Genomic DNA, 20,870 nt, shown 5'->3' with positions numbered 1-20,870 from the left:
CTGAAGTCAACCAAAAGCCGGGCGAAACGGGGCGGGTGGATCCGCGACTCTTTCTCAGGGAGGAAGAGCTCGACAATGGTATTGCGCTTCTGCTCGCAAGTGAACGTGCAATAGCTGCGGCGCTGCGACGCGGCCAGGAGGAGACCGGGCTGAACATGCCGGCGCTCCGGTTGCTGATCACGATCCGCTATGAACCGAACCGCACCGTCAGCGAACTGCGGGAGCTGACCGGCGCCACCACACCGACCATGGCCCGCCTGCTCGGAGAGCTCGACAAGCGCGAGCTGATCCGCAAGACACCGGGCGGACGCGACGCCCGCCGCCGCCGCCTGTCAGTGTCCGAGCAAGGAGAACAAGTGCTGAATCCGGTCGTTTCAGAGCTGCGGTCCGCCATGCGCGAAGCCTTCCGCGAAGCCGGGGCCACATCGGTGGCCGGCAACCGGGCCGTGCTGGAGGCGCTGACGCGATGAGCGAAGCCCCGCACATCCTCGTTGTCGATGACGACGACCGCATCCGCACCCTGCTGAAACAGTATCTCACGCGCGAGGGCTATCGCGTCACGGTCGCCGCCAATGCCACCAGCGCCCGCAAGCTGTTTGCGACCTTCGACTTCGACCTCGCCATCTTCGACATTATGATGCCGGGCGAGTCCGGCCTGGAGCTGATCGAGAGCCTGCGCAAGCAGGGCATCAAATCGCCGGTCCTGATGCTGACCGCGCGCGGCGAGACCTCCGACCGGATCGAGGGGCTGAAGGCCGGCGCCGACGACTATCTCGCCAAGCCATTCGAGCCCGAAGAACTCGCCCTGCGCGTCAATGCCATCCTGCGGCGCACCCATGTCGAGCCGCCGCCCGAAGAAATCGAGATGTCGGGGCTGGTCTTCAACGCCAAGCGCGGCGAGCTGACCGAGGGCGACCGGCGTGTGCGCCTGACCGAAGCCGAGCTGCAGCTGCTGACGGCGCTGGCCTCACAGGCCGGCGAAGCGGTCAGCCGCGAGGAACTCGCCTCCCATTCAGCCGGCAGCACGGAGCGGTCCATCGACGTGCAGGTCACCCGCCTGCGCCGCAAGATCGAACCCGACCCGAAACAGCCCGTCCATCTCCAGACCGTGCGCGGCATCGGCTACAGGCTCATGCCGGATTGATTTGCTCAATGTCCCGGCGCGGCGGGGCGCCGAAGGTCCGTGCATACTCCCGGCTGAACTGCGACGGGCTTTCATAGCCGACCCGGAACGCCGCCTGTGAGACATTCACGCCTTCGCACAGCATGATGTCGCGCGCCGAGAGGAGCCGCAGCCGCTTTTGGTACTGGATCGGCGACATCGAGGTCACCGTCCTGAAATGCTGGTGAAAGGAAGAGACACTCATCCCTGAAAGACCGGCCAGCTCCGGTACGCTGACCGGAGCGGTAAGATCCTCCCGGATCGCGGCAATGGCCCGGGCGATACGCTGGGCATGACTGTCGGCCGGAAAGAGACGGCGCACATCACGCCCGTACGGACCAGTCAGCAGCCAGTAATAAAGCTCGTCCTTGATGGCCGGGGCCAGAACCGGAATGGCCTCCGGGCGGTCGGAAAGCCGCATCAGGCGTTCGATCGCGTCCATCATGTCCCCGGTCAGATCAGCGACGAACAGGCCGGGGCCGGCCCTCTCCTCAGGCGGACGATCCAGTGCGGCGCGCTCGGCCACCTTCACCATCGCCCCGATGTCGATTTCAAGGATCAGCCCCAGAAAGGTCGAGGCCTCGCCGATCCGCGTGACACGGCCGCGCACCGGCAGGTCGATGCTGAGCAGCAGGAACTGCATCTCGTCGTAATCGACAATGCGGTCACCGATCAGGAGCTGCTTGGCCCCTCGGAGATTCAGGCAAATCTGCGGCTGGTAGATAATCGGTTCAGGTGAGACCGGGGCCGCCGTTCGCATGAAGCGCAGCCCTTCGACAGGCCCGTCATGAAAGGGGCCGTGGCCCGGCTGTCGGTCGATCCAGCCATCAACGGCCTCGATAAGGGTCTGGCGTGTCATCGCCGGCAATCTGAGGCAGACCGGAAAGGCGCACAAGGCCATTTGGACAATCAGGCAAGACATGCGGACCATCCGGCATTAAGCGAACCGCCCCCTCTCCCTAGCTTCCGGGCATAGCGGAAAGGAGCTAGTCATGACCTTCGACACACAAACCCCCATCTTCCTCATTACGGGCGGCAGCCGAGGCCTCGGCCGTGCCATGGCCCTGGGCCTGGCCGACAAGGGCGCCGATGTCGTTCTCACCTATCACGCCAGAAAAGAGGACGCCGCCGGCGTCGTCTCGGAAATCGAGGCGAAAGGCCGGACGGCCGCCGCCCTGCAGCTCGATACCGGTGACATGGCCAGTTTCACCCGGTTCGAGACGCAACTTGGCCAAACACTCGGCGAGACCTGGGGCACCGACACGATCACCGGCCTCGTCAACAATGCCGGCATCGGCATCAACACGCCAATCGCTGAAACCAGCGAGGCGCAATTCGACCAGCTGATGAACATGCATCTGAAGGGCGTCTACTTCCTGACGCAGACCCTTCTGCCCCGCATCGCCGATAATGGGCGTATTCTCAATATCTCCTCGGGGCTTGCCCGTTTCTCCTATGCCGGCTTTTCGGCCTATGCGATGATGAAAGGCGGCATCGAGGTCTTCACGCGCTATCTGGCACTTGAACTCGGATCACGCGGCATTTCGGTCAACACCATCGCGCCGGGCGCAATCGAGACCGATTTTGGCGGCGGTCTGGTGCGCGACAATGAAGAAATGAATGCGGCCATTGCCGGCAACACGCCGCTCGGCCGGGTTGGCCTGCCGGAGGATATCGGCGGGGCCGTTGCCGCCATGCTGACCAGTGACACACGCTGGATCAATGGCGAGCGCATAGAGGTCTCCGGCGGCATCCACCACTAGAGACGCTGTCTTCCAGCGTATGGCGCCTTCTGTCTGCATCAGGACAGAAGGCGCTTTCGCATTCCGCTCGGCCCGGCTAGGCATGGAGAGATGCCGAAGCTGTTTCACCTGAGACTGAGGGACATCACCCCGCGCGGGCTTTATCCGCGCTCGGTGCTGATGGTGGTCCTGCCTGTGATCCTGCTGCTGACGGCGGTGACCTATATCTTCTATGACAGCCACTGGCGCCACACCTCGCGCAAGCTCTCCCAGACCATGTCGAGCGAGATCGCCTTCATGGTCGAGGCCCGCCACCGCTTCGGGGCCGACTTCGACGAGATGCGCCAGCTGGCAGACGACCAGATGCAGCTCAGCGTCGATGTGCTCGAGGACGCGACCCTGCCGACGGAACAGAAGCAGCTCTTCTTCACCGCGCTCGACGACATCCTGACGCGCGAGCTCGATGTCTCGCTGGACGAGCCCTTCTGGTTCGACATTTCCGGCTATGGCGAGACCGTCGATATCCGCGTCCAGGACGGCGACGATGTGATCCGCTTCCTGGCCGAGCGCGACCGGACCTTCTCGACCACGGGCCATATCTTCATCGTCTGGGTGATCGGGGCGACGGGCATCCTGATCGCCCTGGCGCTCGGCTTCCTGCGCAACCAGGTCCGCTCCATCCTGAAGCTCACCGAAGCCGCCAAGGCCTATGGCCGAGGGCGCAACGCCCACAAGTACAGGCCGTCCGGGGCGACCGAAATCCGCGATGCTGCCCGCGCGGTGATGGACATGCGCACGCGCCTGACCACCTTCGCCGAGGAGCGTACCGCCATGCTGGCCGGCATCAGCCATGACCTGCGCACCCCGCTCACGCGGCTGAAGCTGCAGCTCGCCATGATGGAGGAGACCGACGAGATCAAGGCGGCCAAGGCCGACCTCAAGGAGATGTCGGCCATGCTGGAGGAATATCTCTCCTTTGCCAGCGGGCGCGAGGGCGAACAGCCCGTCTCCTTCCGCTTCGATGAGCTGGTCCAGGAGGTTGTCGCCGCGCTCGGCAAGGAGGCGACGCTGCGCAAGCTAGACCCGGTCACCATCATTGCCCGGCAAGGGCTGGTGCGCCGGGCGGTCTCGAACCTGATCTCCAATGCGCAGGGCTTCGGCAAAACGGTCGAGGTCGAGGTCGTCAACGGGCCACACATGGCCGAACTGATCGTCGACGATGACGGGCCGGGCATTCCCGAGGACCGCCGCGAGGAAGCCTTCAAGCCCTTCCACCGCCTCGATGCCTCGCGCAACCAGAATGTCCCCGGCACGGGGCTCGGCCTCTCTATTGCGCGCGACACGGCCCGCCAGCATGGCGGCGACATCCGGCTGGAAGACAGCCCGCTAGGTGGCCTGCGGGTCAGGCTGCGGCTGCCGAGCTAGAGCCCGGCCGGCGCCGGCAGGTTTGGCGAAGACAGGCAGATCACCTTGAAGCGCGCGCCCATCTGCTCGGGATCGACCAGGCGCACGACACCCTCATGGAGCGCCTCAGCCTGCGCCGGGTTGGCCTTGATGAGAGCCTGCATGCGTGCTTCGGCGCCGAGGGACAGCAGGAACGGCCCCTGCTCCACCGGCCCATGAACATGCAGCCCGGCCGCCTCTGCGAGCCGTTTCAGCCGGCCAAAGTCGACATCGACGGTGAGGTCGCTTTCGCCGGGCATGGCGAGCGGATCGACCTGCTCGCCGCGATGGAAGGCGCGGAGCGTGTCGCCGGGGGCCGCATCGTCCGGCCCGTAATCGATAAAAAGCGCCCGACCCGGCACCTTGTCGAAGGCGTTCCGCAGCATGTCCACGAGCGTCTCGAGTGCGGGCTGCACCTCTACCGCGCCCCGCCCCGGTGCCTGCGGGGCATCGCCGGCATCATCGGCCGCAAGCCCGAAGGCCAGGCCGCCATCCTCGTCCAGCCCGACAACTTTCTCATGCCAGGCTTCGCCGGATTTGACGAACTGTCGGGCCGGCAGGCAGTCGAGCCATTCATTCGCAATCAGGATGAAGGGAGCATCCCCAAGCGTCTGAAACTCACCGAGAAAATCGGGATGGAAGTGTGACAGTGCCTCGCTCTGGCGCGCGGCATGGATGGGGCTCGCCTCATTCATGGCGAGCGAGAAGACCTCGCCGGGCCCCGCCTTGCCAATGGCGCGCAGCATGTCGGTCATCATGGTGCCGCGTCCGCCGCCGACCTCGACCAGGCGCACCGGCCGCGGTTCGCCCATGGCCTGCCACTCATGCAGCGACCATAGGCCCAGCAGCTCCCCGAAGATCTGGCTGATCTCCGGCGCGGTCACGAAGTCCCGTCCGATGCCGGGGCGCGTGGCGTAATAGCCCGCTTTCGGATCGTGCAGGCAGGCATTCATATAGGCCGAGACAGGCAAGGGCCCGCCGGCCTGGATGAGGGAGGTCAGGTCGTCCTTCAGGCTCACGCAGACGCCTGCATGGGCGGCTTGCGCAGCGCGTTCCAGACGAGGAAGACCCCGCCCAGCCAGAGCGGCATGGACAGGAGCTGTCCCATGGTCAGCCACTCCGGCATAACGCCCCAGGTAAACCGGTCGGGCTCCCGGAACTGTTCGGAGATCGAGCGCCCGATGCCGTAGAAGAGCAGGAAGAGGCCGGCCGACAGCCCCGGCCGTTTCAGGAGGCCGAAGCGCCAGACCAGAAAGGAAATGATCAGCGCCGGGATCAGGCCCTCGAGGCAGGCCTCATAGAGCTGGCTTGGATGGCGCGGCACTTCGGCGCCGGTATAGACCCACTCCCCGGCCTGCCAGTCATAGGCTGCCGGCGTGCCGCCCGCATTGCCTTCCGGAAAGACCATGCCGACCGGCGCATCCGTCGGGCGGCCATAGAGCTCGGCATTGATGAAGTTGGTGCACCGGCCGAGGAAAAGCCCGATCGGGGTCACCACACCGGCAATGTCGGCAATCGGCATCAACCGGATCCCGCGCAGCTTGGCCACGATCAGGATGGCGATGGCAACGCCCAGCAGGCCGCCATGAAAGGACATGCCGCCCTCCCATATGCGCAGAATGCTTATCGGGTCGCGCTGGATCGTGTCGAACTGGAAGGGTATCTGGTAGAACAGGATATAACCGATCCGCCCGCCCAGGATGACGCCGAGCGTGGCGTAGAAAAGCAGGTCGTCGATATCGTCCTTGGTGGCCGGGCTCTTGCCACCCCACAGGGCCGGGCGGCGGATCAGGGCGAGCGCATAACGCCAGCCGATGACCAGGCCCGCAATATAGGCCAGCGCATACCAGCGGATCGGGAATGTCCCGAGACCGAGAAAGCCGAGATCGATTTCGAACAGGGCGGGACTGAAGCCCGGGAAACTGAGCGCGGCGGTGTAGAGTGAATACATGCGGCGTCTTTCCCCTGTCTGACACCCGTCCTATCTGCTAGGGATCGGGTAATCTCTCCCATACCTCGCGGCAAGGAGTAACCGCATGGCCACTTCAAATCCACTGCTTGATGATCTCGCCGGGCTGATGACGGGCGCGATGGGCGCGGCCCGCACCGCAGGCGACGAAGCCCGCACGGCCATGCAGGCCCGCGTGCGCTCGATGATCGCCGACATGGACCTCGCCGAGCGCGACGAGGTCGAGGCGCTCAGGCAGATCGCCGTCAAGGCGCTGGAGCGTGTCGAAGCCCTCGAGGCGCGCGTCGAGGCGCTGGAAAAGAAGAAAGCCTGAGGCGCTCCCAGCGCTGTGTCAGCTGCACTGAATGTTTGCAGTGCAGCAATCCCCGTGCGACGCAGGTATGGGGGCGTTTCCACAACCCTTGGGAGAAGCTCGGTTGCAGGCCGACCGTCCCATGTTACCGTCCCGTCCCGTGGCCTCCTGCCACGCCGATTCGGAGGACCAAGCCAATGAGCCTCAACATCGAACATTCCCGGGATAACCTGGCCGATCCGCTCGATCTCGTCGAAGCCTGCCTCGAAAGCGCCGGGTGGGAGCATCAGCGCGACGAGGAGTCGACGCTGCAGTGCATCGCCCAGAGCCGCTGGGGCGAGATGGGGGCTCTGTTCGCTTCGCGCATCGAGCCGCCGGCCCTGCACTTCACGCTGACGCTCGACCTGAAACCGACGCGCGCACGCCAGCAGGCGATTGCGAAGCTCGTCCTGATGGCGAACGAACGCCTCTGGCTCGGCCATTTCGATTACTGGATCGAGGACGGCGTCATGCTGTTCCGCCACACCATTCCGATGCTGGACCGGCTGGAGCCGGATCCGGGCGAAATCCGCGCCGTGCTGGCGGCCGCCACCGATGCGGTCAACATGTTCGTACCGGCCTTCAACTTCGTGATCTGGGCCGGCAAGAGCCCGGAAGAGGCCATCGACGCGGCCCTGTTCGAAACCGATGGCGAAGCCTGAGCCCGGCATTACGCTTGTCGGCGGCGGCCGCATGGGCTCTGCCCTTGCGGGCGGCTGGATCGGTGCGGGCTATGACGGCCCGATTGCCATTCACGATCCGAACCCGACAGAGCAACTGAAAGCCTGGGAAGCGGCCGGCAAGATCGCGCTCAACCCGGCGCCGGAACCGGCGGCCACGCTCGTCGTCGCGGTGAAGCCTCAAATCTTCCCAAAGATCACCGATACGGTGACCCCGCTGGTCGGCCCGGACACGCTGGTGCTCTCCATCATGGCCGGCATCACGCTGGACGGCATGGCCGGCAAGCTCGACACCAAGCGCGTGGCCCGCGCCATGCCGAACACGCCGGGTCTCATCGGAAAAGGCATGACGCTGCTCTGCCTGCCTGATGATGCCTCGCCCGATGACGGCGCTTATCTGAAAGACCTGCTGGCGCCCCTGGGCGATGTCGAAGGCCCGATCAGGGAAGACCAGCTCTCGGCGGCAACCGCAATCTCGGGCTGCGGACCCGCCTATGCCTTCCTGCTTGCGGAAGTCATGGCAGCCGCCGGCAAGGCTCACGGCCTAGACGAGGCTATGGCGCTTCGCCTGGCAAAGAAAACCATCGAAGGCGCTGGTGCGCTGATGATGGACGCCGACGAACCGCCCTCGAAACTGCGCGAGAACGTTACTTCGCCGGGCGGCGTCACCAAGGCAGCACTTGATGTCTTGATGCGCGCGGATGCGATGCCATCTCTCATGGAAGAAGCTGTCGGGGCAGCGATCAAGCGCGATCGCGAACTCTCCGGAGACTGAGACGATGAAAGACGAGCGCAAGACAACCATCCTGGACCTTGGTGTGCGGGCCGCCCTTGAGCTTGCCCACGACACGCCATGGAACGAGCTGACCCTGTCGGCCATCGCCAAGAAGGCCGGTCTGGAACTTGAGAGCTTTCACGGCGTCGCCGACAAGGACACGATTGCCGACACGGTCGAGAGCTATTTCGACCGCGCGATGAGCGAAGGCTCCTTCGCCGCAGACGAAACCCCGCGCACCCGCCTCTTCGACGTCATCATGATGCGCTTCGAGGCGATGGAAGCCCACCGCCCGGCCCTGCTCTCGCTGATGAAGTGGCGCCAGACCCAGCCGCTGCGCCTGATGGCGCTGATCTCGGCACGCCAGGCCTCGGCCGAATGGGCGCTCGTCTGCGCCGGGCTCGACGCCTCCGAGGGCCTGCCCAAGCCGCTGCGGGCGACCGCGATTGCCTGGGCCATCGCGCAGGCCGAACGCGCCTGGCGCAAGGAAGAGTCCGCCGATCTCTCGCGCACCATGGCGAAACTCGACAGCGAGCTGCGCAAGATGGAAGAGCGTGCCGGCTGGATCAAAGGCCGGGGCAAGCGCAAGGCCTCGACGGACGAGGCAGACAGCGCAGCCGAGCCGAAAGCCGGCGAAACCGCCCCAACCGACGAGACACGTCCGGAACAGGCGGAGTAGAAGCGGCGTTCCCTTTTCCCGCAATTCGCCCTACGCCCTCCTCCCATGGCCACCATTCCCCACACTCTCGCCCCGCACCTTGCCAGCATGAAGGGCCTGCGCCACGGCTTCTTCGGGCGTCAGGGCGGCACTTCCGACGGCATCTATGAAAGCCTCAATGTCGGCCCCGGCTCCGACGACAAGCCCAAGGCGGTGACCCGCAACCGCGCGCTGATCGCCGAAGAGATCGGTGCGAAAGGCCCGGAGATGCTGCTCTCCTGCCATCAGGTCCATTCCGACCGCGCCCTCCTCGCCACCATGCCCTGGGGCGACGAGCGTCCGCGCGCCGACGGTATGGTGACCAATCTGCCGGGGATCGCGCTCTGCATCCTGACCGCCGATTGCGTGCCCGTCCTGCTGGCCGACCGGAAAGCCGGCGTGATCGGCGCCTGCCATGCCGGCTGGAAAGGTGCGCTGGGCGGCATCTGCGAGGCCACAATCGCGAAGATGGAAGAGATCGGGGCCAACCGGAAGGACATTCACGCCGCTGTCGGCCCGTGCATCGGTCAGGACAGTTATGAAGTCGGCCCGGAATTCCGCGACGAATTCCTCGAGCGCGCGCCCTGGAGCGGCAACCTCTTCTGGCCGGGACAGGCCGGGCGCTTCCAGTTCAATATCGAGACCTTCGTGAAGAACCGGCTGGTCCACGAGAAGCTCGCCTGGGTCGACGTCATCGGCCACGACACCTGCGCCATGGAGGAGATGTACTTCTCCAACCGGCGCCGAACCCATCGCGGCGAACCCGATTATGGCCGCCAGGGCTCGGTGATCATGCTGGAGAGCTGACTCCGACCTACACCCTTTCCCTTGCGACTCGTCGTGCCTTGCGTCAAAAGCACCGCAAACGGAGTAACGGGAAGGGCTGCCCCCGCGATGAAACTGATTTCCTGCAACGCCAACAAACCGCTGGCCGAGGCTATCGCCGACCATCTCGACTGCCCGCTCTCGGATGCCGAGATCAAGAATTTCGCCGACAATGAGATCTTCGTGCGCATAAACGAGAATGTGCGCGGCGAGGATGTCTTCGTGATCCAGTCGACTTCGAAGCCGGCGAACGACAATCTGATGGAACTCTTGATCTGCATCGATGCGCTGGTGCGCGCGTCTGCCAGCCGGATCACCGCCGTCATCCCCTATTACGGCTATGCCCGCCAGGACCGGAAGACCGATGGCCGCACGCCGATCTCGGCCAAGCTGGTCGCCAATCTCATCGCCAAGGCCGGCGCCGACCGCGTGCTGACCATGGATCTCCATGCCGGCCAGATCCAGGGCTTCTTCGACGTGCCGACCGACAATCTTGTCGCCATGCCGGTCATCGAGAACGATATCCGCATCGCGCATGCGAGCAATAATGTCATGGTGGTCTCACCGGATGTTGGCGGCGTGGTGCGCGCGCGCAACCTCGCCAACCGGCTGGGCGTCGACCTCGCCATCGTCGACAAGCGCCGCCCGGAAGCCGGCAAGTCGGAAGTGATGAACATTATCGGCGACGTCTCCGGACGCCACTGCATCATGGTCGACGATATCTGCGACTCCGGCGGCACGCTGGTGAACGCCGCCAAGGCGCTGAAGGACAAGGGCGCGAGCGGCGTCAGCGCCTATGTCACTCACGGGGTGCTCTCCAACAATGCGGTCAAGCGGATCGAAAAATCCGTCATGGACGAGATCGTCATCTGCGACACGATCCGCCCCACCGAGGAAGACTTCAAGTCCAGCAGCCTGCGCGTGCTCTCTGTGGCGCCGTTGCTTGGCGAAGCCATTCGCCGCATCGCCAATAATGAGAGTGTTTCGAAACTCTTCGACTGATTTGTAATGCAGTCCGGCCCGGTTGGGCCGGAACAGCCTGCGCCTCCTTTGTGTTGGTTTTTGACATCCAGCAAGAAGGAAGGGCCAAGAAATGGCTGACAGTCAGCAACTGGGCGACATGCTCACGACAATCAATCCGGCAACCGGCGAAGAGCTGGAACGCTTTCCGCGGATGGGCGACAGCGATGTCGAGAACACCATCCAGAAATGCCACGAAGCCTTTCTCGACTGGCGCCATGAAAGCCCGGGAAAGCGCGCCGAAATCATCAAGGCCATTGGCGAGCGCCTGCGCTCGAAGAAGACCGAACTCGCCCGCCTGATGACCAATGAGATGGGCAAGCTCGTCAAACAGGGCGAGCAGGAAATCGACCTCTGCGCTGGCATCTGCGACTGGACGGCGGAGAATGGCCCGAAAGAGCTGCAGCGCGAGGAACGCAAGCTGCCGAATGGCGGGCGCGGCCTGATCGCCTATTCCCCGATCGGCGTGATCTATGGCATCCAGCCCTGGAACTTCCCGGCCTATCAGGTGATCCGCTATGCCATCGCCAATCTGATGGCGGGCAATGGCGTCCTGCTGAAGCATGCCGAATCCGTCACCGGCTCCGGCCTGATGCTGGAGAAGCTGTTCCGCGATGCCGGCCTGCCGGAAAACCTCTTCTCCGTGCTGCGCATCAATCACGACCAGTCCGACAAGGTGATCGAGCACAAGCTGGTGCGCGGCGTCACCCTGACGGGTAGCGCGTCAGCTGGCCAGATCATCGCGAAGAAGGCCGGCGAGAAGCTCAAGAAGACCGTGCTCGAGCTCGGCTCCAACGATGCCTATATCGTGCTGGCCGATGCCGACATAGATGCCGCCGTCCAGCAATGCGTGATGGGGCGGGTCTACAATAATGGCGAGACCTGTGTCGCCGCCAAGCGCTTCATTGTCGTCGACGAGATCTATGATGCCTTCCGCCATAAATTCGTGAAAGCGATGAAGGACATCAAATATGGCGACCCGCTGAACAATGAGGGCGATATCGGCCCGATGGCGCGCGAAGATCTGCGCGATGACCTGCATGAGCAGGTCCGGAAGAGCGTCGAGAAGGGCGCGCGCATCCAGTGTGGCGGCGAAGTGCCTCCGGATGATGGCTGGTGGTATCCGGCCACTGTGATCGACAATGTCAGCCCCGGTATGCCGGCCTATGATGACGAGCTGTTCGGCCCGGTCGCTTCACTGATCCGTGCCAAGGACGGCGAGGATGCGATGAGGATCGCCAATGACAGCCGGTTCGGTCTTGGCGGCGGCATCTTCAGCGCCGACAAGGAGAAGGCAATCGAGCTGGCCGAGAAGCATTTCGACACCGGCATGGTGTTCATCAACGGCTTCGGTCTCGCCCAGCCCAACATGCCCTTCGGCGGTGTGAAGAATTCCGGCTATGGCCGCGAGCATGGCGGCTTCGGCATGAAGGAGTTCGTGAACATCAAGGCCATCAATGTGATGGGCTGATCGGTTCATTGAGCGATCCAGACGAGAAAAGGCTCCCCTGCCCGAAGCGGCTGGGGAGCCTTTCCTTCCCTCCGCCGTCTGTCTAGCTGGCGGTGTAAAGAACGAGGCCGGCAGCCTGGCGCGGATTGGCCGGTTCGCCATTCACCCAGTGCTCCAGGTGCAGGTGCGGGCCTGTGGCTAACTTCCCGGACATACCGACCGTGCCGATCACCGTTCCGGCGGACACAGAGTCGCCAAGCGCCACCTTGCGCGCTTCAAGCTGGGCAAAGCGCATCTTGCTGCCATCGTCGAAAGCGATCTCGACGGTTTCGCCATACCCTTCCTTGACCCCGGAATAGACGACCTTGCCGCAATCGGGCGTATGCACCGGCGTGCCGGCCGGCGCCGCAATATCGGTCCCGTTGTGAAACTTGGCTTCCTTCGTGACCGGGTGTGTGCGCTCACCGAACTCGCTGGTGACGCGGGCCTTCGGGCTGATCAGGACAGCGGACTGGAAGTGCGCCTCCCCATCGGTTTTCTCACCCGTGGCCTCCTGCTTGACTTCGGCAAGCGCGATCGGGGTCAGGGCAAGGGCGACAAGGCTCGCCCCCAGCGCCACGACCGGGCGTGAGCGGGCGGGACGGGTTTCGAGCAGACGATTGAGACGCATGGGCAGGCTCCTTTTGCGCGGCAGGATGAAAGCAGAGACAGGCAGGGTACGGGCCGGCGCGCTGATGCGGGCGGCCTGGGCGAGCGTTCGGGCATAGCCGATCCGGTCGCCGCTGAGGTCGGAGGCGATCTCGTCACAGACGGCCTCACGCCAGAAATCGAGTTCGCGCCGCATCATCCAGGCGAAGGGCGAGAACCAGAAGATATCGGCGACCAGGCGCTCCAGCGGACGGGTGACAAGATCCCCGCGCTTGAGATGGACGCATTCATGGATGGCGATCCGGCGCAGATCGTCCGGGCGCTCCAGGCCCTGTGGGACATAGATGACGCGCCGCGCCAGCCCGGCGATGAAGGGCGAACCGCCCGGGATCAGCCGGATATCAGGGACCCGCTCGAGGCCCATATGCGTCAGGGGAAAGGCGTCGAAGGTGCGCCTCTGGGCCACCGAGCGGGATTTCAGGATCTGTAGCCGGACCTGTCCGGCGAGTGTCATGCCGATGCGCACCAGCCAGCCGGCGATCAGCACGCCCAGCAGGGCCGGCGCCGTCCAGCTCCATTCCGGGCTGGAAACGGCCGCATTGAGCGAGGTCGAGGCCGTGCTCATCGCACCGGCGGCCGGCTCGACATAAGGCAGGTCGGGAATGGCCGACGGCAGCTGCGACGGCATCAGGCCCGCCAGCGCCAGAACGATCAGCGGCAGGACGGCAAGCCCGGCGGCGCCGCGCCAGACAAGCTGGGCAAAGCGGGCCTGAACCCGGCCGCTGGTCACGAGGCTGGCCGTCCCGGCGAGAAAGCCGGTCCAGAGCAGGATGAAGATCACGAACCAGGCGGTGCTCATTTCTTGTTGTCCTTCTTGGCGTTTTCCCGGTCCTCGGCGGCATTGATGATCGCGTCGAGCTCATCGAGCTCGGCGTCCGACAGGTGCGGGCTGTCGGCGAAGAGAGCCGCCGGCAGCGGGCCTTTCAGGTCCAGCACCTGCCGGGTCAGCTGGCGGACCAGGCCACCCAGCGTCTCGACCCGGTCGAGCACGGCGACATAGAAAGCCGCCGCATCCGGCGACTCCCCGTCGCGTTTGACCCAGTTCTTGGCTTCCATGCGGTTGATGACCGTCCGCGTGGTGGAGAGCTGCCAGCCCTGCTGCGGACCGACGGCTTCGTGGATTTCACGTGCGGTCCGGCGCCCGGCGGACCAGAGATATTTCAGAATGACGAGTTCCGAGGCATTCGGCTTCGACATGTTGCATGACCCTTTTGCGTTACATATGTAGCGTATGACGTTTGTAACGCGCCCATGTCAAGCGCTTTTCAGTTCGCCGGTTGCGAATGGGGCATGTGTGGTGTATGGCCCAGCGCTTCGAAAGGGCGGCGCAAGGCCGTGCCTGTCAGGCTGTCACCGACCGGCAAGGAGACCGGCGGCGGACTTCAGGGCGAAAGGAAAAACAATGTCCGAGAAACTGAATTTCAATGTCGAAGTGCGCGAACGCATCGGTAAGGGCGGCGCACGCGAAGCCCGTCGTAACAAGATGGTGCCGGGTGTTCTCTATGGGGGCGGTGAAGATCCCGTCGCCATCACGCTGAAGCTCAACGAAGTTGTCCGCGCGATCAATTCCGGCCACTTCCTGACCTCGACGGCCAACCTGGTCCATAACGGCAAGAAGCAGCTCGTCATCCCGCAGGCCATCCAGCTGCACCCGGTCACCGACATGCCGATGCACGTCGACCTGTACCGCGTCAAAGCCAGCCAGATCATCTCGGTCGAAGTTCCGGTTCACTTCCACAATGAAGAAGACTGCCCGGGCATCAAGCGCGGCGGCGCGCTCAACGTTGTGCGTCACGCGGTCGAACTGAACGTGCGCGCGGACGGCATTCCCGATCAGCTCGATGCCGACCTGACCGGTCTCGAAATCGGCGACAACGTCAAGATTTCCGACATCAAGCTGCCGGAAGGCGCCGAGCCGACCATCACCGACCGCGACTTCACCATCGCGACGATCACCGGCCGTATGGCTGAAGTTGTCGAAGAGACCGATGAAGAGGCCGCAGAGGCCGATGAAGTCGAAGCCATCAACCAGTCCGACGAGGACGAAGGTGAAGGCGACGGCGATGGCGAAGCTGAAGGCGAAGACGAATCCAAGGAATAGTCTCCCGGTTCATGGGCTGGCTGATCGGCCAGCCCAAATCGGCCGGAGAGCCGTCACCGTCCACCACGGAGCCTGTCATGCAGATCCTTGCAGGCCAGGGTAATCCGGGGCCGAAATATGCCGGCAACCGGCACAATCTCGGCTTCATGGTGCTCGACCGGATCGCGGCCGATCACGGTTTCGGTCCCTGGAAGCAGCGCTTTCAGAGCCAGGCCGCCGAAGGCACGATCCAGACGGGTGATGGCCCGGTCAAACTGCTGCTGCTGAAGCCGCAGACCTTCTACAATGAAAGTGGGCGCGCAGCCGGTGAGGCGGCGCGCTTCTTCAAGCTTCCGGCCGAGGCCGTGACCGTCTTCCATGACGAGATCGACCTCGCGCCCGGCCGCGTGCGTGTAAAGCGCGGCGGCGGGCATTCCGGCAATAATGGCATCCGCTCCATGCTGGCCCATCTCGGCCCCGAGGTCCGCCGTGTGCGGCTCGGCGTCGGCCATCCCGGCGACAAGTCCAAGGTCATGCCCTATGTGCTGGCGGATTTTGCCAAGGCCGACAAGCAGTGGGTCGATGCCCTGCTGGACGCCTGCTCACGGGCCCTGCCCTACCTCATCGAAGGCGGCGACGAGCGCTACCAGACCGAGGTTCTGCGGCTGGCCCCGGCACCGAAATCGGATCCGCGCAAGGGCGCCCGCGAAGAGGGCTAGCCGCCCTCGCCTTCCTGTGAAGGCTCTTCCGTATCGTCGACAATCGGCCCGGTCCTCAGCGGCCGGCTCTCGATCAGCGAGCGCGGCACCTGTCCCGGCGGGCAGGTCTGGGTGTAGACCGGCCGGGCATTACCGATGGCCGGCATGGACGGCTCGCTGATCTGTTCCGACCGGCCAAGCCAGGCGAAGAACAACATCAGCACACAGCCCGCAATGATCGGCCCTAATATCTTCCAACCGACCTCGATCTCGTCGCTGTCATCGTGAAGCGTCGAGGGGTGCGGGCGGCGGTATGGAAACTGGGTTTGCGCCGGGCGGGCCGGTTGTGAGGCCGGGGCCGAGCGCGCGGCCATGCCCGCCGTTGCTGCAGCGGCCGCCTGCGCAGGCGGTACCGGTCTGGCCTCTTCTGCCGCCGGCTTTTCCGGTGCAGGCGGAGGCGCCTTGGCCGGGCTCTCCGGCTCAGCGGCAGGCTTGCCTTCAGGTTTTGGCGCGGGCGTCGCCTTTGCCGCGGTCTTCGGGGTGTCCGCAGGCTTCTTCTTGCCCGCGAGGCTGATCGGGTCCTTCGGGTGCGCCTTCTTCCAGGCGGCCTGGGCGTCCTTATCCTTCGGATCGATCTTCAGCCATTCGCCGAGATCCTTGCGCTTGTGCTTTTTCGCCAGCGCCTCGACCATCTCCAGAAAGCCGTTCGGAATGCGCTTCGGGCCCATCCCGGTGAACTTGAAGCGGTCATCCCGGTCGAAGGGCTCGTCGGGCACGGTATTATCGAGCGTGGCCTGCATCAGCGCCCCGCGGCGCGAGCGGCCCTGATGGGCGATGACATGCACCCAGTCACTGTCCGGCGTACCGGCATTGCAGGCAGCTTTCGACCAGAGCACGAGCACCGTCGTCGCCCGGTTCGCATCGTTCAGATCCCGCGTCGTCGGCGTCATATGCTCGCGCCGGGCATCGTAGCGGACCTTGAATTTAAGCGCGCGCAGACGCTTGGCCACCAGCTGGGCCTTCGTCTTGTCTGCTATGGCAGACGCGATCATCACGTCATGGGCCATCACCACCTCCCGGGAACTCTATGTGAGCATTTATGCAAGCCTCACGCCTGTTTTTACCACGAAATACCAGTTTCTACCGATAAAACACCCTGCCCCTGCGGACAAAATGCGCTATGCCGCTCGCCGCGAGACAAGGCGAAGGAGAGTTTCATGGGATTCAAGTGCGGCATCGTTGGCCTGCCGAATGTCGGCAAGTCCACCCTGTTCAATGCGCTGACCCAGACCGCCGCCGCCCAGGCTGCGAACTATCCCTTCTGCACGATCGAGCCAAATGTCGGCGAGGTCGCCGTGCCCGAACCGCGCCTGCAGAAACTGGCCGAGGTCGCCGGGTCGAAGGAGGTCATCCCCGCGCGGATGAATTTTGTCGACATTGCCGGCCTCGTCGAGGGCGCCTCCAAGGGCGAAGGCCTCGGCAACCAGTTCCTCGCCAATATCCGCGAGACCGACGCCGTCATCTATGTCCTGCGCTGCTTCGAGGATGACGACATCACTCACGTCGCCGGCCGCGTCGATCCGATCGCCGACCTCGACATCGTCGAGACCGAGCTGATGATCGCCGACATGGAAAGCCTCGAAAAGCGCCGCGTCACGCTCGAGAAGAAAGCCAAGACCGGCGAGAAGGAAGCCAAGGCCACCCTCGCCCTGGTCGACCTCGCGCTGGCCGAGCTCAATGAGGGCCGCCCGGCGCGCATGGCCGATGTGCCTGCCGACGAGAAGAAAGCCTGGCAGATGCTGCAGCTCTTGACGGCGAAGCCTGTCCTGCTGGTGGCCAATGTCGATGAGGACAGCGCGGCCACCGGCAACCAGTATTCCGAAAAGGTGCTCGAACGCGCCGCCAAGGAAGGCGCGCAGGCCGTCGTCATCTCCGCCCAGATCGAGGCGGAAATGGCCGTGCTCGCCCCGGAAGAGCGTGCGGAATTTCTCGAAATGCAGGGGCTTGAAGAACCGGGCCTCAACCGCCTCATCCATGCCGGCTACGCCCTGCTCGGCCTGCAGACCTATTTCACCGTCGGCCCGAAAGAGGCCCGCGCCTGGACCATCCGCAAGGGCTGGACCGCGCCGCAGGCGGCCGGTGTCATCCATGGCGATTTCGAGAAGGGCTTCATCCGGGCAGAAACCATCGCCTATGAGGACTTCGTCGAGCTGGGCGGGGAAGCCGCCGCCAAGGAAGCCGGCAAGATGCGTCAGGAAGGCAAGGAATACATCGTCAAGGAAGGCGATGTCCTGCACTTCCGCTTCAATGTCTGACACTTTTCGATAGGGTGCGGGCATGCCCACGCTCCTGATCGTCTTTTTCTCCCGCACCGGCGGCGCCGAGCAAATGGCGAAAGCCGCCGCCGAGGCCGCCCGCTCCGAAGAGGGCACGGAGACAATCCTGAAATGGGCCGAAGAGGCCGGCCCTGACGACCTTCTCGCCGCCGACGGCTACATCTTCTGCGCACCGGAAAACCTCGCCGCGATTGCCGGCGGGATGAAGGAATTCTTCGACCGCTCCTACTATCCCGTGCTCGGCAGGATCGAGGGCCGTCCCTATGCGCAGATGGTCTGCGCGGGCTCGGATGGCGAGAATGCCATGCGCCAGACCGCCCGCATCGCGCAGGGCTGGCGGCTGAAAATCGCGCAGGAGGGCTTCATCGTCTGCACGCATGCGCAGGGGAAGGATGAGATCCTGGCCGACAAGACCATCAGTGAGGAAGATCTTCAGAAATGCCGCGAACTGGGCGAAGCCATGGCCGCCGGCCTTGCCATGGGCGTGTTCTAGCCGTTCTTCGGCGCGCGCCCAAACTGCTTGCGCAATTCGTCCTTGGCCGCTTCCAGCCTGTCTTTCTCTGCCTTCGACAGGTTGCTGCCCGCCCGGTTGATGTGGAAGGTCAGCATCGACATGGCCGAGGCATAGGGCGAGGATTTCTTCTTGCCGCTCTGCTCGGCAGACCGCTTCAGCGAGGCAGCGATCTCGGCCGGGTCATCCTTCCTGAACACGCCTTCTTCGAGATCGAGCGCATCGCTCTTTTCGGTTACGTCTTTTGACCACTTGTCCTGGCTGGCCATCACGACCTCCCTTGAAAGGAATGCAACGACGGCCTCGGCGCTTCCGTTCCCTGCATCGGGCGTCCATGCCTGGCCTCTGGACGCGGGCGTTTGTTCCTTGTATGTTCTGAGTATTGCCGCCGGAATACCAAGCCGAATCGGACTAGAAACGCCTCATGGACGCTCTCATCACCATCGGCTCGCTCAGCCTCGATCTCGTGCACGTCATCCTCCTCGTGGCGGTGGCCGCGCTGGCGGGGGCTGTTTTCTGGATGCGCGGCGAACTGCGCAACCGGACCGGCGAGGTCACGCGGGACCTCGCCTACACGCAGGAGGCGCTCGAAACGGTCAGGACCGAACGTGAGGATCTTCGCCAGCAGCTGAAGACGCAGCAAGCCGTGGCGGAAGACGCCAAGCTTGCGCTTGCCCGCGCCGAAGCGCGCAGCGAGGAGGACGAGAAAAAATTCGCCGACCTTGCCCAGCGCGTGCTCGACCAGTCGAGCCGGCGCTTCCTCAGCCAGGCCGACGAGCACTTCAAACGTCACAAGGAAGGCGCCCAGTCGAACCTGAAAGAGCTGATGACGCCGATCACGAAGAACCTCGAGGAATTCTCGAAGAAGGTGTCCGAGATCGAGAAGGTGCGCGCCGAGGACAAGTCCTCCATCCAGGAGCAGGTCAAGGCGATCGGGGAGAGCCTGAAACTGCACACGACCGAGACCAACAAACTCGTGACCGCGCTCTCGGCGCCCAAGGGCGGCGGCCGCTGGGGCGAGACGACGCTGCGCAATGTGATGGAGCATGCGGGCCTGTCGGCCCATTGCGACTTCTCCGAACAGGTGCATGACCGCGTGGAGGAAAAGTCGATTCGTCCGGACGTGATCATCAATCTACCCGGCGGGCGTGAAATCGTCGTCGATTCAAAGGTTTCCATCGAGGACTATCTGAAAGCGCTTGATGAAACCGACCCGGCCCGTCGCAAGGCTTATCTGCAAGCCCACGGCAAGAAGGTGCGCGATCACATCAAGACGCTCGGCTCGAAGGACTATCAGAGCGCTTTCTCCAAACGCGTTGATTTCGTGGCGCTTTTCATTCCGGGCGAGAATTTCTATGTCGCCGCCCTCGAGCATGAGCCGGACCTGTTCGACTTTGCCGCCGCCCGTCAGGTGATCGTGGTCACGCCATCGACCCTGCTCGCGCTCGCCAAGGCGGTGGCCTATGGCTGGCGCCAGGAACAGGCGACCGAGAATGCGAGGCAGGCCGCCGAACTCGGCCGTGACCTCTATGCGCGCCTCACCACGCTGGGCGGGCATGTCGAGAAGGTCGGAAAATCGCTCAATGGCGCGGTGGACGCCTATAACAAGCTCGGCTCCAGCCTCACCTCACGCGTCCTGCCAGCCGCGCGCAAGTTCGAGGACCTGCAGATCGCCCCGCCGGAAAAATCCGTGCCCGAGATCGAGACTATCGAAAAACGCGCCATCCTGCCGGACCGCACCGGAGAACTCGATTTCTCCAGCGAGGATGAGGATGGAGATGAGGAGGATGCGGCGTGATCAGCGCTCACGCGTTGATTTTCCCCCGCCTGCCCCTTATTTTGTGCGCATGGCTATTCGCGAAATTCTTACCGTCCCGGACCCGCGTCTGAAGGAAGTCTCCAAGCCCGTCGAAGGCGGTGTCACGGATGAACTTCGTCAGCTCATGGATGACATGCTGGAGACGATGTACGATGCCCCCGGCATCGGGCTGGCCGCCATCCAGATCGGCGAGCCGCTGCGCGTCATCGTGATGGACCTCGCCGGCGAAGGCGAAGAGCCCAATCCACGCTATTTCGTGAACCCGGAAATCCTGCCGCTGACCGAGGACATGGCGCCGTATGAAGAAGGCTGCCTGTCGGTGCCGGACGTATTCGACGAGGTCGACCGCCCGACGCGCTGCCGCGTCAAATATCTCGACTATGACGGCAATGAGCGCGAGGAAATCGCCGAGGGCATGTTCGCCGTCTGCATCCAGCACGAGATGGACCACCTCGAAGGCATCCTCTTCATCGATCACCTGTCGCGCCTGAAGCGCCAGCGCGCGGTCGACAAGGTGAAGAAGGCCCTGCGCTTCAAGGCCAAGTCGAAGCCCCGCCCGGCTGCCGCCACGGTGGCCTAGATCATCCGGCGCTTTCTCGCCAAGACCTGGGTCCGCTGGACCAT

At 64.0% G+C, this 20,870-nt stretch carries 24 protein-coding genes; 17 read left to right on the top strand and 7 right to left on the bottom strand.

Annotation, left to right across the window (positions count from 1 at the left end; translation table 11 throughout):
* Positions 1-35: 35 nt before the first annotated feature.
* Both B8784_RS11405 and B8784_RS11400 read left to right on the top strand, forming a co-directional pair.
* Entirely contained in the window at positions 36-470 is a 435-nt protein-coding gene (locus B8784_RS11405) for a MarR family winged helix-turn-helix transcriptional regulator (protein WP_143435443.1), read from the top strand.
* Positions 467-1,144, top strand: coding sequence for a response regulator (locus B8784_RS11400; protein ID WP_084398076.1), 678 nt, complete (start codon positions 467-469; stop codon positions 1,142-1,144). The genes B8784_RS11405 and B8784_RS11400 overlap by 4 nt, the downstream gene beginning before the upstream one ends.
* Here the strand turns inward: B8784_RS11400 and B8784_RS11395 are convergent.
* A complete protein-coding gene (locus B8784_RS11395; protein ID WP_084398154.1) occupies positions 1,131-2,021 on the bottom strand; it encodes an AraC family transcriptional regulator in 891 nt (296 codons plus the stop codon). The genes B8784_RS11400 and B8784_RS11395 overlap by 14 nt on opposite strands.
* A gap of 133 nt (positions 2,022-2,154) precedes the next feature.
* Here B8784_RS11395 and B8784_RS11390 point away from each other — a divergent pair, with 133 nt between their 5' ends.
* Together B8784_RS11390 and B8784_RS11385 are read left to right on the top strand one after the other, a co-directional pair.
* On the top strand, positions 2,155-2,925 hold the full coding sequence (locus B8784_RS11390) for an SDR family NAD(P)-dependent oxidoreductase (protein ID WP_084398075.1): 771 nt from the start codon (positions 2,155-2,157) through the stop codon (positions 2,923-2,925).
* A gap of 90 nt (positions 2,926-3,015) precedes the next feature.
* A complete protein-coding gene (locus B8784_RS11385) occupies positions 3,016-4,329 on the top strand; it encodes a sensor histidine kinase (RefSeq protein WP_084398074.1) in 1,314 nt (437 codons plus the stop codon).
* Here the strand turns inward: B8784_RS11385 and B8784_RS11380 are convergent.
* Both B8784_RS11380 and lgt read right to left on the bottom strand, forming a co-directional pair.
* Positions 4,326-5,366: a class I SAM-dependent methyltransferase gene (locus B8784_RS11380; protein ID WP_233356075.1), complete on the bottom strand. Its 1,041-nt coding sequence runs from the start codon at positions 5,364-5,366 to the stop codon at positions 4,326-4,328. The two genes, B8784_RS11385 and B8784_RS11380, sit on opposite strands and share 4 nt — an antisense overlap.
* The gene (gene lgt, locus B8784_RS11375) at positions 5,363-6,298 is read right to left on the bottom strand and encodes a prolipoprotein diacylglyceryl transferase (protein WP_084398073.1); all 936 of its coding nucleotides are present in this window, start codon (positions 6,296-6,298) and stop codon (positions 5,363-5,365) included. The genes B8784_RS11380 and lgt overlap by 4 nt, the downstream gene beginning before the upstream one ends.
* An 85-nt stretch (positions 6,299-6,383) precedes the next feature.
* Between lgt and B8784_RS11370 the strand changes: the two genes are divergently transcribed.
* From B8784_RS11370 to B8784_RS11340, 7 genes are all read left to right on the top strand, one after another.
* Positions 6,384-6,629 carry an accessory factor UbiK family protein gene (locus B8784_RS11370; protein ID WP_084398072.1) on the top strand — a complete coding sequence of 82 codons (246 nt, stop codon included), beginning with the start codon at positions 6,384-6,386 and terminating at the stop codon, positions 6,627-6,629.
* Between the two features lie 176 nt (positions 6,630-6,805).
* Positions 6,806-7,309 (top strand): type III secretion system chaperone family protein, encoded by a 504-nt coding sequence (locus tag B8784_RS11365; protein ID WP_084398071.1) that lies wholly within the window; start codon positions 6,806-6,808, stop codon positions 7,307-7,309.
* Positions 7,296-8,102: a pyrroline-5-carboxylate reductase gene (gene proC / locus B8784_RS11360; RefSeq protein WP_084398070.1), complete on the top strand. Its 807-nt coding sequence runs from the start codon at positions 7,296-7,298 to the stop codon at positions 8,100-8,102. Before B8784_RS11365 ends, proC begins: the two co-directional genes overlap by 14 nt.
* Before the next feature lie 4 nt (positions 8,103-8,106).
* Positions 8,107-8,781 (top strand): hypothetical protein, encoded by a 675-nt coding sequence (locus B8784_RS11355; RefSeq protein ID WP_084398069.1) that lies wholly within the window; start codon positions 8,107-8,109, stop codon positions 8,779-8,781.
* 45 nt (positions 8,782-8,826) lie between these two features.
* The gene (gene pgeF / locus B8784_RS11350) at positions 8,827-9,606 is read left to right on the top strand and encodes a peptidoglycan editing factor PgeF (protein ID WP_233356074.1); all 780 of its coding nucleotides are present in this window, start codon (positions 8,827-8,829) and stop codon (positions 9,604-9,606) included.
* 87 nt (positions 9,607-9,693) lie between these two features.
* Positions 9,694-10,626, top strand: a complete 933-nt coding sequence (locus B8784_RS11345) for a ribose-phosphate pyrophosphokinase (RefSeq protein WP_084398067.1) — start codon at positions 9,694-9,696, stop codon at positions 10,624-10,626.
* A 91-nt stretch (positions 10,627-10,717) separates the two neighbouring features.
* Positions 10,718-12,115 carry an NAD-dependent succinate-semialdehyde dehydrogenase gene (locus B8784_RS11340; protein ID WP_084398066.1) on the top strand — a complete coding sequence of 466 codons (1,398 nt, stop codon included), beginning with the start codon at positions 10,718-10,720 and terminating at the stop codon, positions 12,113-12,115.
* Positions 12,116-12,197: 82 nt separating this feature from the next.
* Here B8784_RS11340 and B8784_RS11335 read toward each other — a convergent pair whose 3' ends face one another.
* Together B8784_RS11335 and B8784_RS11330 are read right to left on the bottom strand one after the other, a co-directional pair.
* Entirely contained in the window at positions 12,198-13,601 is a 1,404-nt protein-coding gene (locus B8784_RS11335; RefSeq protein WP_084398065.1) for a M23/M56 family metallopeptidase, read from the bottom strand.
* On the bottom strand, positions 13,598-13,999 hold the full coding sequence (locus tag B8784_RS11330) for a BlaI/MecI/CopY family transcriptional regulator (RefSeq protein WP_084398064.1): 402 nt from the start codon (positions 13,997-13,999) through the stop codon (positions 13,598-13,600). The genes B8784_RS11335 and B8784_RS11330 overlap by 4 nt, the downstream gene beginning before the upstream one ends.
* A gap of 205 nt (positions 14,000-14,204) precedes the next feature.
* Here B8784_RS11330 and B8784_RS11325 point away from each other — a divergent pair, with 205 nt between their 5' ends.
* Both B8784_RS11325 and pth read left to right on the top strand, forming a co-directional pair.
* Entirely contained in the window at positions 14,205-14,903 is a 699-nt protein-coding gene (locus tag B8784_RS11325; RefSeq protein ID WP_084398063.1) for a 50S ribosomal protein L25/general stress protein Ctc, read from the top strand.
* Between the two features lie 77 nt (positions 14,904-14,980).
* On the top strand, positions 14,981-15,601 hold the full coding sequence (pth, locus tag B8784_RS11320) for an aminoacyl-tRNA hydrolase (protein WP_084398152.1): 621 nt from the start codon (positions 14,981-14,983) through the stop codon (positions 15,599-15,601).
* Here pth and B8784_RS21790 read toward each other — a convergent pair.
* Entirely contained in the window at positions 15,598-16,647 is a 1,050-nt protein-coding gene (locus tag B8784_RS21790) for a hypothetical protein (protein ID WP_084398062.1), read from the bottom strand. The two genes, pth and B8784_RS21790, sit on opposite strands and share 4 nt — an antisense overlap.
* A gap of 150 nt (positions 16,648-16,797) precedes the next feature.
* Between B8784_RS21790 and ychF the strand changes: the two genes are divergently transcribed.
* Both ychF and B8784_RS11305 read left to right on the top strand, forming a co-directional pair.
* Positions 16,798-17,895, top strand: a complete 1,098-nt coding sequence (gene ychF / locus B8784_RS11310) for a redox-regulated ATPase YchF (protein ID WP_084398061.1) — start codon at positions 16,798-16,800, stop codon at positions 17,893-17,895.
* A gap of 22 nt (positions 17,896-17,917) precedes the next feature.
* Positions 17,918-18,409: a flavodoxin family protein gene (locus B8784_RS11305; protein WP_084398060.1), complete on the top strand. Its 492-nt coding sequence runs from the start codon at positions 17,918-17,920 to the stop codon at positions 18,407-18,409.
* Here B8784_RS11305 and B8784_RS11300 read toward each other — a convergent pair.
* Positions 18,406-18,696, bottom strand: coding sequence for a DUF3175 domain-containing protein (locus B8784_RS11300; RefSeq protein WP_084398059.1), 291 nt, complete (start codon positions 18,694-18,696; stop codon positions 18,406-18,408). The genes B8784_RS11305 and B8784_RS11300 overlap by 4 nt on opposite strands.
* 155 nt (positions 18,697-18,851) lie before the next feature.
* On the opposite strand from B8784_RS11300, the gene rmuC reads away from it, so the two are divergent.
* Both rmuC and def read left to right on the top strand, forming a co-directional pair.
* Positions 18,852-20,225, top strand: coding sequence for a DNA recombination protein RmuC (gene rmuC / locus B8784_RS11295; protein ID WP_084398058.1), 1,374 nt, complete (start codon positions 18,852-18,854; stop codon positions 20,223-20,225).
* 49 nt (positions 20,226-20,274) lie between these two features.
* Positions 20,275-20,826, top strand: a complete 552-nt coding sequence (def, locus tag B8784_RS11290) for a peptide deformylase (RefSeq protein WP_084398151.1) — start codon at positions 20,275-20,277, stop codon at positions 20,824-20,826.
* Positions 20,827-20,870: the final 44 nt, after the last annotated feature.

The sequence above is a fragment of the Henriciella aquimarina genome (genome assembly GCF_002088975.1).
In the GTDB taxonomy this organism is placed as follows: Bacteria; Pseudomonadota; Alphaproteobacteria; order Caulobacterales; family Hyphomonadaceae; genus Henriciella; species Henriciella aquimarina.
This window is presented reverse-complemented; position numbering and strand designations above follow the sequence as displayed.

Coding starts and splice junctions, on each gene's coding strand:
- B8784_RS11400 (WP_084398076.1), top strand. CDS start 467: ATGAGCGAAGCCCCGCACATCCTCGTTGTCGATGACGACGACCGCATC.
- B8784_RS11395 (WP_084398154.1), bottom strand. CDS start 2,021: ATGACACGCCAGACCCTTATCGAGGCCGTTGATGGCTGGATCGACCGA.
- B8784_RS11390 (WP_084398075.1), top strand. CDS start 2,155: ATGACCTTCGACACACAAACCCCCATCTTCCTCATTACGGGCGGCAGC.
- B8784_RS11385 (WP_084398074.1), top strand. CDS start 3,016: ATGCCGAAGCTGTTTCACCTGAGACTGAGGGACATCACCCCGCGCGGG.
- lgt (WP_084398073.1), bottom strand. CDS start 6,298: ATGTATTCACTCTACACCGCCGCGCTCAGTTTCCCGGGCTTCAGTCCC.
- B8784_RS11370 (WP_084398072.1), top strand. CDS start 6,384: ATGGCCACTTCAAATCCACTGCTTGATGATCTCGCCGGGCTGATGACG.
- B8784_RS11365 (WP_084398071.1), top strand. CDS start 6,806: ATGAGCCTCAACATCGAACATTCCCGGGATAACCTGGCCGATCCGCTC.
- proC (WP_084398070.1), top strand. CDS start 7,296: ATGGCGAAGCCTGAGCCCGGCATTACGCTTGTCGGCGGCGGCCGCATG.
- B8784_RS11355 (WP_084398069.1), top strand. CDS start 8,107: ATGAAAGACGAGCGCAAGACAACCATCCTGGACCTTGGTGTGCGGGCC.
- pgeF (WP_233356074.1), top strand. CDS start 8,827: ATGGCCACCATTCCCCACACTCTCGCCCCGCACCTTGCCAGCATGAAG.
- B8784_RS11345 (WP_084398067.1), top strand. CDS start 9,694: ATGAAACTGATTTCCTGCAACGCCAACAAACCGCTGGCCGAGGCTATC.
- B8784_RS11340 (WP_084398066.1), top strand. CDS start 10,718: ATGGCTGACAGTCAGCAACTGGGCGACATGCTCACGACAATCAATCCG.
- B8784_RS11335 (WP_084398065.1), bottom strand. CDS start 13,601: ATGAGCACCGCCTGGTTCGTGATCTTCATCCTGCTCTGGACCGGCTTT.
- B8784_RS11330 (WP_084398064.1), bottom strand. CDS start 13,999: ATGTCGAAGCCGAATGCCTCGGAACTCGTCATTCTGAAATATCTCTGG.
- B8784_RS11325 (WP_084398063.1), top strand. CDS start 14,205: ATGTCCGAGAAACTGAATTTCAATGTCGAAGTGCGCGAACGCATCGGT.
- pth (WP_084398152.1), top strand. CDS start 14,981: ATGCAGATCCTTGCAGGCCAGGGTAATCCGGGGCCGAAATATGCCGGC.
- B8784_RS21790 (WP_084398062.1), bottom strand. CDS start 16,647: ATGGCCCATGACGTGATGATCGCGTCTGCCATAGCAGACAAGACGAAG.
- ychF (WP_084398061.1), top strand. CDS start 16,798: ATGGGATTCAAGTGCGGCATCGTTGGCCTGCCGAATGTCGGCAAGTCC.
- B8784_RS11305 (WP_084398060.1), top strand. CDS start 17,918: ATGCCCACGCTCCTGATCGTCTTTTTCTCCCGCACCGGCGGCGCCGAG.
- B8784_RS11300 (WP_084398059.1), bottom strand. CDS start 18,696: ATGGCCAGCCAGGACAAGTGGTCAAAAGACGTAACCGAAAAGAGCGAT.
- rmuC (WP_084398058.1), top strand. CDS start 18,852: ATGGACGCTCTCATCACCATCGGCTCGCTCAGCCTCGATCTCGTGCAC.
- def (WP_084398151.1), top strand. CDS start 20,275: ATGGCTATTCGCGAAATTCTTACCGTCCCGGACCCGCGTCTGAAGGAA.